A 15,482-nucleotide genomic window follows, 5' to 3' on the forward strand; every position below is an offset into this window, starting at 1 on the left:
TGCTATAATCAAAGATAATGAACTGTTAAGGGAGTGCTGCCGATGCCACAGGAAAAGAAATCCTCGCCCCAGGTTGAGGGGCAGCTGCGTCACATTTTACGAATCCCCCAATCCGTGTACAAAGCCACCGGCATTGTGGTCAACGGGCGGCGCATCAAGAGCTTTGTGTTTACCACCGACCTTGCCATTATCCGCAACTGCGATGCGGACGCCGTATTTGCCGTTTACCCGTTTACGCCCCAGCAAGCCATCAGCGATGCCATCATCAAGGCGTCCTACATACCTGTATTTTGCGGCGTGGGCGGCGGCACAACACGCGGCATGCGCACGGTCAGTCTGGCCAAGGATGTTGAAAGTCAGGGTGCCATGGGTGTTGTGCTCAACGCCCCCATCACCAACCTAAATCTGCGCGCCGTGGCCATGGCGGTGGATATTCCTGTCATCATCACGGTCACCAAGGAGGACACCGACATTGCCGCACGCCTTGCAAACGGTGCCTCGATATTAAATGTTGCCTGTGCCCTGCAAACGCCCCGCATCGTAGCCAAAATACGCGCCGATTTCCCGGACGTGCCCATCATTGCCACCGGCGGCCGAACCGAGGAATCCATCGCTGCGACTGTGGCTGCAGGGGCCAATGCCATCACCTATACCCCACCCAGCCCGGCCGAGCTGTTCAAGGCCATGATGGAAAAATATCGCGAGTGATGTGCCTTTGCGGGCCTTTTCCCTGTTTGTTACAGACGCACAAAAAACATCTGATTTCTTTGGATTTTTTAGTCTCGCATTTCTTTCATTCTGTTATTGAATCCTTCCGGTTTATATGGTATACTCTTATAAGAATTGTCTGTATATGTCGAAATAACAGCTCATGGCGGAACCGCTGGAAGGGATGTAACGTGATGCCGAACCAAAACAATCCGAATCTCAACAATGTGGAAACAATCGATTTACTGGAATTGTTCTATGAGATTCTGCGCCATATCTGGGTCATACTCGCTGTGACCCTTGTTACCGGTGCAGCGACCTTTTTCTATGTAAAAACCTTTGTCACCCCACAGTATGAGTCCAGCGCGTTGATGATCGTCAACACCCGTCAGGATGCCACCGTCAACGTCACCAGCGACCAAATCAACTCCGCTGTCAAGCTGGTGGACACCTACAGCATTATTATCAAGAGCCGCACCGTACTGCAGCAGGTCGTAGATGATCTGGATCTGGTCATTGACTACAAGACATTGTATGATCGCGTAACGGTAAGCGATGTGGATACCACGCAGGTCATCAAAATTTCCGTGCAGGACCCCAACCCGCAGGCCGCGCAGATCATCTGTGACCAAATCACCGCCGTCGCGCCCGCTATTATTATGGACAAGGTCGAGGCCGGCTCTGTCAAAGTCATCGAGTCTGCAACCATGCCCACCAACCCGGTTTCTCCCCGCACAATGCGCACCACCGCGCTGGGCATGATGCTGGCCTTGGTGGTTTGCGTGGGCGTTATCGTTCTGCGTGTACTGCTCAACAATAAGATCAACACCGAGGATGATGTTGAAAAATATCTGGGTCTGCCGGTTCTCGGCGTTATTCCCAAAACGAACGGAGGGAAAAAGTAAGTGGCTAAGAAGAAAAATGCAAGCCGTGAACTGCTGCTGGTGGGCGACAACGCCTCCTTCCAGTTCAACGAGGCTTATAAATCTCTGCGTACAAATCTGGAATTTCTGGCCGCCACCTCCGACTGCAAAAGCATTTTGGTGACTTCCTCCATTCCCACCGAGGGCAAAACCAACGTGGCCGTCAACCTGGCTTACACCATGGCCGCCGCCGGCAAAAAGGTCATTCTGCTGGACTGTGACCTGCGCAAGGGCATGTTGGGTCATTACCTGCATATGCGTCGCAACACCCCCGGCCTGTCCAGCAAGGTGTCCGGTGCCGCCGATTGGAAAGATATCTGCTATTCTATCCCCCGCGTAGACAACCTGACGGTCATTCCCACCGGCCCGCTGCCGCCAAACCCTTCGGAACTTTTGTCCAGCAGCCAGATGGAGTCCCTCTTTGAGGATCTGAAGTCCCACTGCGATATACTGATCGTCGATACACCGCCGGTTTCTCTTGTCACCGATGCCGCCATCCTGAGCCGTTATGTGGATGGTGTACTGTTGGTGGTGCGCCCCGATGTCACCACCATTCAGGGGGCACAGCTCTCCAAAAAGAATTTGGAGGCTGTTGACGCACACATTTTGGGCGTTGTCATCAACGGCTACGACACCAAGAAGAACAGCAAGAAGGACGGCTACTATTACTCGTATAACTATTACAGTTACTACGGGGACGATTCCTCCGACAGCAAGAAAAAAGGATAAATCCAATAATGTCTGAGCCAATTCTGGTTGACCTGCATTGCCACCTGCTCCCCGGCATTGACGACGGTGCCGCCAACGAAAACGCCGCCGTTGACCTGATGCGCAAGGAGGAGGCGGACGGCGTACATGCCGTCATGTTTACCCCCCATTTTTATTATGAGCGCATGGGCCTGGACAGCTTTGTTGCCAACCGCAAGGCTGCCTATACCCTGACCGCAAATGCCTGCCGGCGCGAAGGGGTCCGCGTAGCCGGAAAGCTCGGGGCCGAGGTGCATTTCACCCCGGCTCTTCCTTTTTTAGACCTGAGCAAACTATGTTTTAGCGGAACACGCTATATTCTTGTGGAATTTCCCACCGCTGTGCACGCTGCGGGCATTGAAGAAACGCTGTACGCCATCCTGCAGCGCGGTTACACACCGATTCTGGCGCATGTGGAGCGTTTCCCCTATGTCAGCGAAAACCCGACACTGCTTTACAACTGGGTCACAATGGGCTGCCTGGCGCAGGTCAATGCCAGCGGCTTTTTGCGCGGCGGCGAAACGGCCAAGCTGATGCAGCGGTATCTCCACTGGAATCTGATCCATCTGCTGGCCTCCGATGCGCACAACATCAAACGGCGTCCCCCCAACCTGAAGGACGTCCACGCCATGCTGCCGCAGGATGTGTCCGCCTACTTCATGCGCAACGGCGAGGCGGTCTTCTTTGACAAAGAGCCCATAATACCGGAGCCGATCGAGCCTAAAAAGATCTTCGGCTTGTGGAAATAAACAATTCCGGTTCTTGTTTTCGTTTAATTTATTTCGTATTTACTGTTTTTGGGATTTTCCAATCAAATCTATTGCGTTTCTTTTGGGGCTGTGCTATACTATAGACACTTATAAGGTATAGTATGTACTGTATAAGTGTACGGTATCTCGTACATCCTTGAAGAAAGGAGGAGAAAATCATGAACAAGATTCAGAAGATCGTTGCTGTGCTGGGCAGTGTTGCTATGGCTTGCGCCTTTGCCACCTGCGCTTTCGCCGCTCCCGTTCAGGACGTGGAAAGCGCCCGCAGCAAGATCAATGCTTATCTGGCTGAGAATGGCATTACCGGTATGGACGCTGTCGTCAACAGCCTGGACGGTGAGCAGCTGGCCACCCTGCGCGACAATGCAGGTACCCTGACCAGCAATGTCTCCGCCGCCAAGGCTGCTTTGGAGAGCGCCACCTCCAAGACCGAGGTCCAGACCGCTGTCAACAACGCTCTGGACAATGTGCAGGGTGTCCTGAACAAGGCCGGCGTTACCGCCGTTGCCACCGTCGAGGCATCTGCCACGGAGGTCGTCGTGACCCCCGCCGCCGCATCCGATAAAGGTGTTGTCGGCACCACCCAGGCTGTTGTTCCCCTTGACAAGAAGGGCAGCAGCGCCTTCGGCAGCAACGGCACTACCGGCTCTACCGGTACTGCTGCCAACCCCATTGCTGCTTCTTCCGGCAGTGTCATCAAGCCCACCGGTGACAACAGCGCTGTGGCCCTGGTTGCCGCAGTCCTGGGTGTTTCCGCTGTGCTCGGCATGGCTGTCCGCAAGGAGAACGCTCAGACTCTGTGAGTTCTGACGCAGCCGATACGCAATGTGTCGGATTTAACGGGCAGAGCTTTTGGCTCTGTCCGTTTTGTTGTTTCTATGCGGAATTATTGTTTTGTAATTCCGCTTTAGGCAATACCGCATAATTCTAAGTGCCGATACGGCGAGCGAGGTGCGGCAGATGCTAAGCCAAAAGCGCAGGCAATACTTTGTGTATTGGCGAGCATTTTGGCAACGCAGATGCCGCGCCGCAGCCGCCGGAGCGGTGCTTAAGCCGTCAGGCGGGAATTGTGCGGTGTTGCCTTAGATAGATAAGATGATTAAGGGAGGAATACACCTTGCCCCGTGCCAAAAAATCCTTTGTCGGCAACAGTCCCCTGGCTTTTGTCGCAATTCCCTTGGCGCTTTCTGCTGCAACGGCAGCTATCCTTTTTGCCTTTGTCTATTCGCTGGCATCACCGTATCTGCCGATGCTGCGTTGGTTTGTAGCCAACACCACCATAGCCGAGCCGAAAGACCTTCTGGAGCAGGCCAACAGTGCCATAAGCGGAGCCACGGGGGATTCCGATGTGCAGGAAACGATCCCCATGAGCTCCATCACCTTCCCCATTCTGGGTGACCGCTACGCCGATATCACCATCTCCGGCACCACCGTAGATGCCCCCGTTTACTACGGTGACAGCATGAAGATCCTGAACCAGGGCGTCGGCACCTATGTGGGCAGCGTCGGCACGGGTATTCCCGGTCAGGGTAAGACCATTCTCATGGCAGGGCATAACAACACCTTCTTCAATGATCTTCAGCATGTGGCGGCAGGTGCGACCGTAACCGTCACCACGCACTACGGCGTGTACACCTATGAAGTCACCGACACCAAAATTCTGGATTACCAGGATTCCACTGCCTATGATTTCACCCGTCAGGACGAAAACCTGGTTCTGTACACCTGCTATCCCTTTGACGCCCTGGGCTTTACCCCCAACCGCTTCTTTGTTTATGCGAAGTACATTTCCGGCCCGGTCATTGACCGCACCTGCTAAGGAGGTCGCTTGTTTTGACAGATACTAACCATACGAACCGCCGCGGCAGCGTGGCCTGGGCCTTGGCACTTTCCCTGCTGTCCTCGGTGCTGCTTGTCGCTTTAGCATTTTTTCTGGCCCTGATAACCACCGTAAGCCGTCCCGATTACATGAAGTCCCAGGTTCGCCGCAGCAACTTTGCGGGCCTGGCCTATGATTTCCTCTCGGAGGATTTTTCCAGCTACGGCGCTGCCACCGGTTTTGATTCCGACGTAATTTGCTCGGCTTTGTCTGTGGAACAGATCAACACCGATATGGAAACGGCTGTTGATGATTTGTACGCAGGCAACACCCAAGCGGATCCGCGTGATGATTTTAAGGCTCAGGTCAACAATATTCTGCTAACAAACCTGGCTGAGCGCGGCATTGAGGTCACCGAGGAAATTGAGGACGGCGTCGATATTGTCGCCGACGCCTGCCGCTTGGATTACACCAACTATGTGGCTATCCCCTTGGCCGGGCAGTTGTTTGGCATCATTACCAAAATCAACCGTATCCTGCTGCCCTGCGTCTTGGTTTCGCTGCTGTTCTGTATCGCCTCGCTGGTTTTAACGGTACGTCTGGCAGGCAATGCCCGACTGGGTCTGCGCTGCGTGACCTACTCCTTTATTTCCGGCGCGCTGGTCTGCCTGCTGTGTGCCACAGCGCTCTATCCCCTGCTGGGGCTGGACAATCTCACCCTGCGGCCCGAATCTCTGCGCTCGCTGGTTCTGTGCTATCTGCGCGGCATCTTTGGGCAGCTGGGCATTTTTGCCGCCGTCTTTGCCGTGGCGGCCGCCGTACTGCTGGTATTGCAGTTCTCCGCCAGGAAACCGCGAAAATCTGTTTGATAGAAAAACCAACCTCGGCATCATCTGCCGAGGTTGGTTTTATTTGGGTTCAATGTTCTGCGCGGCTGACGATCTCCTGCAATTCAAAGCGGTAGGTCTGGTCGGCGTTGGGATACTTTTCGGTATCCACCTTTTCTAAAAACATGGCCAATGGGCGCACCCATAACCCGCCGTCTCCATACAGCTTACGGTAGATGACAACCTCCTCGCCGGTTTCCGAGTCGTGGGCCAGGTTCTCCACCAGGTAATAGTCGCCCTTAAAATGCCGATACACTCGGCCGATCTCTGCGTTTCTCATACGGTACTTCTCCTTACAGACTGCGGAATTTTGTGGGGGAGATGCCGTACTCCTGCTTGAAGGCACGATAAAAGCCGGAATAGTCGGTAAAACCTACGGCCTCGGCAACCCGTTCCAGATTTTTTCCCTCCGCAATCATCGTTTTGGCGGCAATCAGGCGGCGCTGGGTCACATAACGATAGTAGCTGACCCCCATGCGCTTGCGAAACAGCTGACTGATCGTGCTTTCGCTGACATGGAAATATCGCGCTGTGTCCTCCAGATTGATGTGCTCGGCCAGACGTCTTTCTACATAAGACATCAGCTCATCGAGCAATTCCGGTTTTTCCTCCACAGGCTCAGGCACGTTCCCGCCGAAAAATGAACTGTACATCGCCGTAACCAACTCCAGTGTGTTGGCAAACACGACCGCCTGCCAGCCGGGCGCTGCCTTTTCGGATTCCTTGACTCCGCGGCGAAATGTCTTTTCAAACCACGCCAAACTTTCTGCTGAAATATCCGAGGTACGCAAAACACAGGGCAGCCTGTCCAGCTCTGCCAGAAAGGGCCAGTTTGCCCGCAGCATGTCGTTACAGGCGGCACTGAGCCAGACGACCACACGGTCGTATTTCTCGGTCAGCTTTTCGGGAAACAACGGTCGATGGCTGACGCCGGGCCGCAGCAGCAGGATATCGCCCCGCTGCACACGGTAGCGGCGCGTACCGATGAGGTATTGCAGATTACCGCTGCGGATGAAGATCATTTCATAGTACGCGTGGCTGTGCAGGGCCACCACGTCGCCCGTATCGCTGATGTCCTGCTGGGTCTGCACCAGCGGATAGTCCATCTCGATTTCCTGATAAAAGCTGTCCAAATCTATGTTCAGACGTTCCAGCACAGCCCGCTGCTGCTCCTTTGTCGCACTAGTCCCTACGGCCAGTCCCAACGCTTGAACCTGTCGAGCCATTTCGTGCAGTTTCACAAAAGTCACTCCTTTTGTTTGTGCATTTTAGACACAGTATACCATATTTATGCTGAATTTGCAATGTATTTTCCTGCATTAACAATTTTTATTTCCTATGCAGCATTGTATAATAGAAGCATCAAAGGTGGATACCCTGTGGCGGTATCCCATGTGTGTCTTACACAAAGGAGGAAATTATGGCTAAAACAAAGAATGCCGGCGGCCTGTCCATGAAACACAAGATCGGTTATGCCTTCGGCGACATGGGCGGCTGCATGACCTTCGCCCTGATGGGTTCCATCGTCACCCGCTACTACACCAACGTCCTGCAGGTCAACACCGTCGTGCTGGCCACCCTGCTGCTGGTCTGGAACGTCTGGGACGCCGTCAACGACCCGCTGATGGGCGCCCTGATGGACAAGGTTTTTGCAAAGAAGCACAACAAAAAAGGCAAGTTCCGCCCCTGGCTGCTGCGCTCCGCCCCCATGGTAGCCATCTGCGCTATCGTGTTCTGGACTGTGCCCACTTTCTTTAAGGGCACCACCATGCTGGTCGTGCTGTTCTTCTGCAAAATTCTGTACGAAGGCTTCTACACCATGTTCAACATTCCCATGGGTTCCCTGCTGTCCGCCATGGCTGACACCGACGGCGAGCGCGCTGCCCTGTCCAGCGCCCGCGGCTTCGGCGGTATGATCGGCAACATCATCCCCATGATCATCATGCCCCAGCTGCTGGCAAAGTACGGCGACACCAGCACTGCTTTCGGCATTGGTGCCACCATCTGCGCGGCCATCGGCTTTGTGTTCTGTATGCTGCACTACGCTTGGACCGAGGAGCGCCACGTCAGCGATGCCCCCAGTGAAAACACCGAGCCTGTTAAAATCAGCGATATTCTGAATGTTTTCCGTGTCAACCGTCCGTTCCTGGCGCTGTGCATCCACGGCATCTGCATCTGCACCATGCAGTACGTCGGCAGCACTTTGGGCACCTACATGTACGGCGACGTTCTGGGCAACATCGGTATGATGAGCCTTGCCAGCGCCGTCAGCATGCCTTTGGGCATCGTAGCGCTGATCATCACCCCCAAGATTGCCGACAAGGTCGGCCTGGAGCGCCTGATCCGCTACTGCCTGCTGATCTCCTCTGCCCTGTATTTCCTGCTGTTCGGTTCCCTGATGGTTCTGCCCGTGCCCGCCATCGTCTACATGCTTGTCAGCTCCGTCGCCATGGGCCTGGCCAGCGTCTCCATCTACATGCAGTGGGGCCTGGTCGGTGAGGCTATCGACTACAACGAGATGGTCACCGGCAAGCGCACCGAGGGTTCCATCTATGGCACCTTCAACCTGACCCGCCGCATCGGCCAGACCGTCGGCAACTCCGCCGCTGTTCTGGCTCTGGGCTGGATTGGCTACCAGGCCGGTGCCGCCACCCAGACCGTTGCCACCCTGAACGGCATCAAGGCATTGGTCGTCCTGACCCCCGCTATCTTCATTCTGGGCAGCTGGATCGCCTTCCGCTTTGTGTGGAACATCACTCCTGAGGTTCGCGCCAAGATGGCCGCCTTCAAGACCGGCAAACAGAATTCTGCCGCCGAATAATACATACTATCCTTGGGACTGTGCGGCAAAATGACCGCACAGTCCCCTGTTTTTAAGGAGGAACACATTATGAGGACCCGTATCCTGCCCAAAATGCTCAACAGTGAGGTTGAGGAATATCTGCAGCGCAACGACATCATCATTGTGCCCGTGGGCACCGTAGAAATGCACGGCGGCTTTCCGCTGGACAGTGAAACCGTGATCAGCGAGGCCTACGCGCTGCGTATGGCAGAGGCCTGCGACGGTTTGGTACTGACAGGGCTTCCCTACTTCTACGCCGGGGCGACTGCCTCCGGGCGCGGCACTGTGCAGGTCAGTGTGCGTCAAGGCATTGACTATCTGTCCGCCGTGGCACATAGCCTACTGCGCCAAGGTTTCAAGCGGCAGGTGTATGTCAGTTTCCACGGCCCCGCCCACATGACCTGCAGCCCCATGGTGCGCGATTTCTTTGACGAGACCGGCGTACCCATCCTGTATATGGATCTCAGCATGCAGCTGGGCAAGCTGGCCAAGGACCTGTTTACCTCTCTGGATTGTTTCCATGCCATCACCGTGGGTGCCTACCAAATTATGGGTCGCTTACAGGATATCCCGCTGACGACCGAATTTTCCGAGCCTGCACAGCAGAGCTGCGCGCCCTTCAATGATATCTTCGGCCTGGCTTACCAAAGTGCTGCCATCGGCTATTGCTTCGCCAAGCAAAGTGACCACATGCCCACAACCGCCATTCCCGACGAGGAAACCCGCCAAAAGCTGGCCGATGAGGGCCAGTCCATCATCGAAAAGGCTGTAACCGCCATGGATATGCTCCATGTAACTGACCAGATGCGCAAGCTGGAGCTTTATAACCACGAGGTCGAAAGCACCCACCCCTGGATGCCCAGCGCCTATAACAAGAAGGAGTCCTGACCCATGAGCGAGCTGAAATATCTGCGTCACACCCCTTGCGGTGACATTGCCGGCACTGACTGCCAGTGGCCAGGCGTGGCCGCCTACAAGGGCATTCGCTACGCCACCGCCGAACGCTGGTGCTACCCCGAACAGGTCACCCACTGGGACGGCGTATATGAGGCCACTGAATACGGTGCCTGCTGCTACCAGCCCCGCGCCTTTTACAACGAATCTCAGGTTGTGGAAAAGGCGTTTTACTACAATGAATTCCGCCGCGGTGAAAGCTACCGTTACAGTGAGGACTGCCTGTTTCTGAATATCTGGACCCCTGTCGACTCTACGTCCGACAGCAAACTGCCTGTCATCTTCTACATTCATGGCGGCGGTTTTACCGGCGGCTGCGGCCACGAAAAGCACTTTGACGGTCCCGAATGGCCCACCAAGGGCTGCATCGCGGTGACCATCAACTATCGTTTGGGACCGTTGGCCTTCGCCTGTCTGGACGCACTGGCAAAGGAGGCCGGGCATACCGGCAACTATGGCCTGTTTGACCAGCTATGCGCCCTGCAGTGGGTTCGCGCCAACATTGCCGCCTTTGGCGGCGACGCCGAAAACATCACTCTGATGGGGCAGAGCGCCGGTGCTATGAGCGTACAGCAGCTTTGCCTGACACCGCTGGCCGACGGGCTGTTTGCCAAAGCTGTGATGAGCAGTGGCGGCGGCGTCAGCAAGATGCTGACGACCAAACCCGTGGAAGATGCCTATCCTTTTTGGGAAAGCGTTATGGCCAAGGCTGATTGTTCGGACTTGACGGAATTTCGCGCATTGGCTCCCGACAAGTTGTTTGCCGCCTGGCAGGAGGCCAAAAAAGAATGTAAGAACCCCATGGCTGCCGCAGGCCCTGCGCAGGACGGTGTGTTCATCTGCAAACCCGGCACCGAGGTCGTGGCCGCCAAAGAACAGCGGCACATCCCCTATCTGATCGGTATGACCAGTGAGGACATTATGCCTCCTATCCTCTACACGATGGTCAAGGGTTGGTGCAAAACCCAAGCCGAACAAGGCGGCCCGGCCTGCTATGGCTGGTTCTTTGACCGTCAGCTGCCCGGTGACAAAAACGGTGCTTGGCACAGCAGTGACTTGTGGTACTGGTTCGGCACGCTGGATCACTGCTGGCGTCCCTTTACCGCCACGGACAAGGTCTTGAGTGCCCAGATGGTCACCTATCTGACAAACTTTGCCAAGACCGGCAACCCCAACGGCGGAGGTATGCCCGCCTGGGCACCTCTGGATGCCTCCCATACAAAGGTTCTGCGTTTGGGTGAGCAGCCGACACACATGGGCAAGGCCTCTATGGCCAAATTGGCCTGGACCATGCTGACCAACAAGGCCGTCGGCGAATAACAGTTTTTACAAGCCCCCTGCATCACGCAGGAGGCTTTGTGCATAATTCCTTCGGATTTTTCCGACATGCAGTCTTGATTTTTTCTTGATATGTGCTATAATAAGATATATTTGTGTTGATTTCAACTGCTATGGAGGATATATAATGGCACAAGAACTTGAAAACAAAAAGTCCCTTCCTGCCAACGTAGATGACCGTCAGCTTGTCTATGTTCGTTACGAGGACGAAGACGAGGAGGAACTCGGCTTTTATGACATCATGCGGATATGTGATGTCTGGGGCAGAAAAATCCTGCTCACTTTAAAGCGCTACATTGCCTTCTTGCTTGCACTTTTTATCATTGGCGGTGTTGTCGGCTACGTCAAGGCAAAGAAGTCTGCCGAAATGACCTACACCTCCGATGCCGTGCTGTTTATTGACCTGAACCGCGACATGTTGGAAAGTGAAAACGACACCAACGAGGCTGGTAAAATCAGCATGCTGGCAAGCTCCTTCTCCGAAATTGTGCGCAGCGATGCCATCATTACCCCCATCGCAAGACAGTACGCCATGGAAGATGCAAAGGTGAATCTCCAGGATGAGGATGCCCTTCTCAAAAAGATTGACGACCTTCGCAAAAGCATCAATGTCTGGACACCCAGTGGCACCCAGATCATCCGCGTTTCGGTCGCCGTTAAGGTTCCCAACGGTGAGGCGGATCACGCTCAGGAAATCTGTGAGAGCGTAGTGGAAGCCGGCATTTCCAGCCTGGATTCCGTTACCGATTACGCTACCATCAAGGTCATTTCCGCAGCCACCGAAGCCCGCAAGGAAAAAGGCGAGCGCGCTTTGACCGGTGCCATTAACATGGCAGGTATTTTCCTGGCACTTGCCTTGGTTGTCGTAGTTATTCGCGAGATGGTTCTTGCCTACAAGACCCATGAGGCCGCCGTAAAAACCGATACGAAAGAAAAGGAATAATTGATTCCTGCAAAAAGCTCCGCATCGCAATGCGATGCGGAGCTTTTCTATTTATATCAGTTCATAGGCCAAACGCGGGGTTCCGTCATCTGTCTGGATAACACCGCAATAAACAAACCCGTTCTTGACAATAAGATGCTGCATGATTTTATTATCCCGATGCGTATCGATCCGCAGGTGCGGATTCTGCTCTTTAGAAAATGCCACCACACAGTCCATTATCCCGTGCTGCGTACCATCTGACGCTACGCGGTGCAGGGTAGCATAGGGTTCCTGCGATAACCACGCACCATCTATTTCGGCATAGGTCGGGTCATTGCCGGGAATCAGCGCGAACACCGCATGCAGACCATTTTGTTCCAGCACATACAGCTGCCCCTCCGCAATGTCACGGCACAGGGTGCTCTCAGCAGGCGTTCCGTCCTTCCACTGGGTCGGGTTTCCGGTTTCCCGCATGAACTGCCGTGCATAGGCGTAAATTTCCAAAATACGCGGCAATTCGTCCGATTTTGCCTTTCGTATCAAAATCACACCTCCTGCTGCCGGTTACGGCAGAAATCATTTTACGATATTCTTGACCCAGATACCCTTCTTCAGCAATACAAACCCGATAACACACTTGATCAGATCCAGGCCGTTGGCCACCAGAAATATCAGCACAATCGGCATGGCTGTATAGTGCGCCAGCACATAAGCAACCGGCACTGTGATGCCGCAGGTAAAGCAGCTGTCAAACAGGAATGTGATAAACGTCTTTCCGCCGCTGCGCAAGGTAAAATAGGCACAGTTGGCAAAGCCGAAAAGCGGCATGCACAACGCTACCGCACGAATCAGCTCGGTAGACAGCAGACGAATGGATTCCTCGGTGTTGTATATTTGCGGTATCAGCGGAGCGCACAGACTCAGCAACAAGCCCATGACCACACAGCTCATCACACTCAGGCTCAGCATACGCCAGGCTGTACGGCGCGCGCCCGTCAGACGATCCGCCCCCAACTCCTGCCCGACCACAATGGCTGTCGCGTTGCCCAGAGAAAGGAAAACCTCATTAAAAATTTGTGAAATCGTATTACAGATATTCAATGCCGCGACAACCTGTATGCCGCGCACCGAGTAGCATTGCAGCAAAATCGCCTGCCCCATGCCCCACATCAGCTCGTTAAGCAGCAGCGGCGCAGAGCGCAGCAGAATGTTCTTGGCAAGTGCTGCGGGAATGTGCATGTTTTCGTAAACACCCGCAAAAAAAGGATAACGTTCCACACTGCTGTGTGCCCCCACAGCCACAATGGCCAGTTCCACAAAGCGGGAGAGCACCGTAGCCACCGCGGCACCGGCCACACCCATGCAAGGGAATCCAAACAGACCGAAAATCAGCAGTGCATTAAAGATAAAGTTGACCACCATGGCAATCATACTGGCCTTCATAGGCAGAACGGTCTGACCGCTTTCGCGCAGGGTTCCCGCATAGCACTGCGTCAGGGCAAAGGGCACCAGCCCCACCAGCATAATACACAGATATTGCCACGCATAGCCCAGCGTAGCTGCCGCATCGGCTGGCGCTGTGTCTGCCGCTATGTAGGCACTGATCAGGGTTTTGCCCGCCAGGCTGAACAACAGGATGCCGCCGGCTGTGATGGCAGCGGCCACCAACAGCTTAAAGCGGAAGGTATGCCGTACACCTTCCATATCACCGCTTCCAAAGTACTGCGCGCCAAACAGCCCTGCGCCGGATGTACTGCCCCAAATAGCAAGATTGTAGACAAAAATCAGCTGTCCCACAATGGCAACGCCACTCATAGGCAGGGTGCCCACCTGCCCGACCATAACGTTATCCAGCAGGCTGACGATGTTGGTCAGCGTGTTCTGAACAATAATGGGCAAAACCACCGCCAGGACATGACGGTAAAAATGTTTATTGCCGAAAATACACTCTCTCAGCGTGAGTTTTTCGGTTTTTTCCATGTCAAACGTTCTCCTTATGCGCTGTTACTGTTCCATGGTAGAGATGTCTGTGCCAAAATATTTCTCGCTCAGTTCCTTCAGTTCTCCGGATTCGCGCAGTTCATCAATGGCCTTGTTCACAGCTTCACGCAGGGTCGCTGAGTCGTCCCCCTTACGGAAGGGGATAGCCACCTTGTTGGCATCATCTGTCAACACAGCAATTTTCACCTGTGCATCGGGATGTTCCTTCATATAATCGTAATAGGTCATCTCAGCATTCAGTGTGGCATCGATACGCCCGCTGAGCAGCAGCTCAAAGGTCTGGTTCAAGTCATCCACGCCGGTCACTTCTGCACCGTATTGTTCGGCCAGCTGGGCATAAGTGCTGCTGATGGTGTTGGCCGTATGTTTCCCCTTGAGATCCTCCAGCGTATGGATAGTATCATTATCGCTGCTCACAATCACTGCGGTACGGTTGTAGGCATACGGGGTCGAAAAATCATATTTTTCGCTGCGTTCCTCGGTAATATCCACACCATTGACCATAATATCATAGCGGCCTGCATCAAGACCCGCCAACAGTCCGTCCCATTCGCCCTCAACAAAGGTGGGGGTGACGCCCAGCTTTTCGGCAATTTTGCTGCCGACCTCTACATCGTACCCGACCAGCTTGTCATTTTCGTCATGGTACGTCCAGGGGGCCCAGGTGCCCTCCATTGCAATAACGATGGTACCGCTTTCTTGGATGCGGGCAAGTTGATCCTTCGTATCGGCGGCGCTTTCGGTCTTGCCGCCACAGCCTGTCAAGGCAGCCGTCAAACCGACAGCAAGCAGCAAAGCGGACAATTTCTTAGTAAAAACTCTCACAATAAACTCCTCTGTTTGTAATTTTGCAAAAACTCGCGCGTCCGGGTTTGAACCGGATTTGCGAAGAACGATTCTGCGTCATTTTGTTCTACAATGACGCCTCGATCCATAAAAACAACTCGGTTGGCGGCATGGCGGGCAAAGTCCATCTCGTGGGTAACCACCAACATGGTGCGTCCCTCCTGCGCCAGCTTGCGCATAACCTCCAGCACCTCTCCCGTCAATTCAGGGTCAAGGGCCGAGGTCGGCTCGTCAAAATAGATGATTTCCGGGTTTGTGGCAATGGCGCGGGCAATCGCCACACGCTGCTGTTGTCCGCCCGAAAGCTGGCTGGGATAATGGTCGGCACGATCCTCCATGCCGACTTCCACAAGCGCTGCCCTGCCGATTTCCTCTGCCTTAGCGCGGGGCATCTTGCGGGCCACGATCAACCCCTCGGTGACATTTTGCAGGGCTGTCTTGTTGGCGAATAAATTGTAATTTTGGAACACAAACCCGGTGCGACGGCGCAGAGCATTTATATCCGCATGGTTGGCGCTGTGCAGATCCAACCGCGTTTCGTCAAAGAGCATCGTGCCTGCATCCGCACGTTCCAAAAAATTCAGGCAGCGTAGCATCGTGGTTTTTCCGCTTCCGCTGGAGCCAAGTATTGCCACAACATCACCCTGATTTACATCCAAATCAACGCCCTTTAAGACTTCCAGCGGCCCAAAGGATTTTTTCAAATTGCGAACCTGCAGCAT

Annotated in this window: 17 protein-coding genes; 11 read left to right on the top strand and 6 right to left on the bottom strand. The window is 54.3% G+C overall.

The window, feature by feature from the left end; genetic code table 11:
- The first annotated feature begins 42 nt into the window (after positions 1 to 42).
- The 7 genes from Q0I19_RS04850 to Q0I19_RS04880 all read left to right on the top strand — a co-directional run bounded on the left by Q0I19_RS04850 (position 43) and on the right by Q0I19_RS04880 (position 5,836).
- Entirely contained in the window at positions 43 to 708 is a 666-nt protein-coding gene (locus Q0I19_RS04850; protein WP_294760050.1) for a hydrolase, read from the top strand.
- A 194-nt stretch (positions 709 to 902) separates the two neighbouring features.
- Positions 903 to 1,613, top strand: a complete 711-nt coding sequence (locus Q0I19_RS04855; RefSeq protein ID WP_294760051.1) for a Wzz/FepE/Etk N-terminal domain-containing protein — start codon at positions 903 to 905, stop codon at positions 1,611 to 1,613.
- Positions 1,614 to 2,360, top strand: coding sequence for a CpsD/CapB family tyrosine-protein kinase (locus Q0I19_RS04860; RefSeq protein ID WP_294760053.1), 747 nt, complete (start codon positions 1,614 to 1,616; stop codon positions 2,358 to 2,360). It abuts the gene before it with no gap.
- A gap of 8 nt (positions 2,361 to 2,368) precedes the next feature.
- Complete coding sequence (locus tag Q0I19_RS04865) at positions 2,369 to 3,127, top strand: CpsB/CapC family capsule biosynthesis tyrosine phosphatase (protein WP_294760055.1); 759 nt, start codon at positions 2,369 to 2,371, stop codon at positions 3,125 to 3,127.
- A 179-nt stretch (positions 3,128 to 3,306) separates the two neighbouring features.
- A complete protein-coding gene (locus Q0I19_RS04870; protein WP_294760057.1) occupies positions 3,307 to 3,951 on the top strand; it encodes a hypothetical protein in 645 nt (214 codons plus the stop codon).
- A gap of 314 nt (positions 3,952 to 4,265) precedes the next feature.
- Positions 4,266 to 4,967 (top strand): class D sortase, encoded by a 702-nt coding sequence (locus Q0I19_RS04875; protein ID WP_294760059.1) that lies wholly within the window; start codon positions 4,266 to 4,268, stop codon positions 4,965 to 4,967.
- A gap of 14 nt (positions 4,968 to 4,981) precedes the next feature.
- A complete protein-coding gene (locus tag Q0I19_RS04880; protein WP_294760061.1) occupies positions 4,982 to 5,836 on the top strand; it encodes a hypothetical protein in 855 nt (284 codons plus the stop codon).
- Positions 5,837 to 5,885: 49 nt separating this feature from the next.
- Here Q0I19_RS04880 and Q0I19_RS04885 read toward each other — a convergent pair whose 3' ends face one another.
- The gene (locus tag Q0I19_RS04885; protein ID WP_294760063.1) at positions 5,886 to 6,134 is read right to left on the bottom strand and encodes a DUF1653 domain-containing protein; all 249 of its coding nucleotides are present in this window, start codon (positions 6,132 to 6,134) and stop codon (positions 5,886 to 5,888) included.
- Positions 6,135 to 6,147: 13 nt separating this feature from the next.
- Entirely contained in the window at positions 6,148 to 7,095 is a 948-nt protein-coding gene (locus tag Q0I19_RS04890) for an AraC family transcriptional regulator (protein WP_294760065.1), read from the bottom strand.
- 179 nt (positions 7,096 to 7,274) lie between these two features.
- On the opposite strand from Q0I19_RS04890, the gene Q0I19_RS04895 reads away from it, so the two are divergent.
- The 4 genes from Q0I19_RS04895 (at position 7,275) to Q0I19_RS04910 (ending at position 11,931) form a co-directional block, all read left to right on the top strand.
- The gene (locus Q0I19_RS04895; RefSeq protein WP_294760067.1) at positions 7,275 to 8,675 is read left to right on the top strand and encodes a glycoside-pentoside-hexuronide (GPH):cation symporter; all 1,401 of its coding nucleotides are present in this window, start codon (positions 7,275 to 7,277) and stop codon (positions 8,673 to 8,675) included.
- 69 nt (positions 8,676 to 8,744) lie between these two features.
- Positions 8,745 to 9,584, top strand: a complete 840-nt coding sequence (locus Q0I19_RS04900; RefSeq protein ID WP_294760068.1) for a creatininase family protein — start codon at positions 8,745 to 8,747, stop codon at positions 9,582 to 9,584.
- Positions 9,585 to 9,587: 3 nt separating this feature from the next.
- Positions 9,588 to 10,970 carry a carboxylesterase family protein gene (locus tag Q0I19_RS04905; protein ID WP_294760069.1) on the top strand — a complete coding sequence of 461 codons (1,383 nt, stop codon included), beginning with the start codon at positions 9,588 to 9,590 and terminating at the stop codon, positions 10,968 to 10,970.
- A 145-nt stretch (positions 10,971 to 11,115) separates the two neighbouring features.
- Positions 11,116 to 11,931: a hypothetical protein gene (locus Q0I19_RS04910; RefSeq protein ID WP_294760071.1), complete on the top strand. Its 816-nt coding sequence runs from the start codon at positions 11,116 to 11,118 to the stop codon at positions 11,929 to 11,931.
- 51 nt (positions 11,932 to 11,982) lie between these two features.
- Here Q0I19_RS04910 and Q0I19_RS04915 read toward each other — a convergent pair whose 3' ends face one another.
- The 4 genes from Q0I19_RS04915 to Q0I19_RS04930 are packed head-to-tail and all read right to left on the bottom strand — an operon-like array spanning position 11,983 to position 15,482.
- Positions 11,983 to 12,462, bottom strand: coding sequence for an N-acetyltransferase (locus tag Q0I19_RS04915; protein WP_366012431.1), 480 nt, complete (start codon positions 12,460 to 12,462; stop codon positions 11,983 to 11,985).
- 27 nt (positions 12,463 to 12,489) lie between these two features.
- Positions 12,490 to 13,893: an MATE family efflux transporter gene (locus Q0I19_RS04920; RefSeq protein WP_294760075.1), complete on the bottom strand. Its 1,404-nt coding sequence runs from the start codon at positions 13,891 to 13,893 to the stop codon at positions 12,490 to 12,492.
- 24 nt (positions 13,894 to 13,917) lie between these two features.
- On the bottom strand, positions 13,918 to 14,739 hold the full coding sequence (locus Q0I19_RS04925; RefSeq protein WP_294760076.1) for a transporter substrate-binding domain-containing protein: 822 nt from the start codon (positions 14,737 to 14,739) through the stop codon (positions 13,918 to 13,920).
- Positions 14,736 to 15,482 (bottom strand): amino acid ABC transporter ATP-binding protein, encoded by a 747-nt coding sequence (locus tag Q0I19_RS04930; RefSeq protein WP_294760077.1) that lies wholly within the window; start codon positions 15,480 to 15,482, stop codon positions 14,736 to 14,738. The genes Q0I19_RS04925 and Q0I19_RS04930 overlap by 4 nt, the downstream gene beginning before the upstream one ends.

Origin of the sequence: uncultured Gemmiger sp. (genome assembly GCF_934561205.1) — a bacterium.
GTDB lineage: Bacteria > Bacillota > Clostridia > Oscillospirales > Ruminococcaceae > Gemmiger.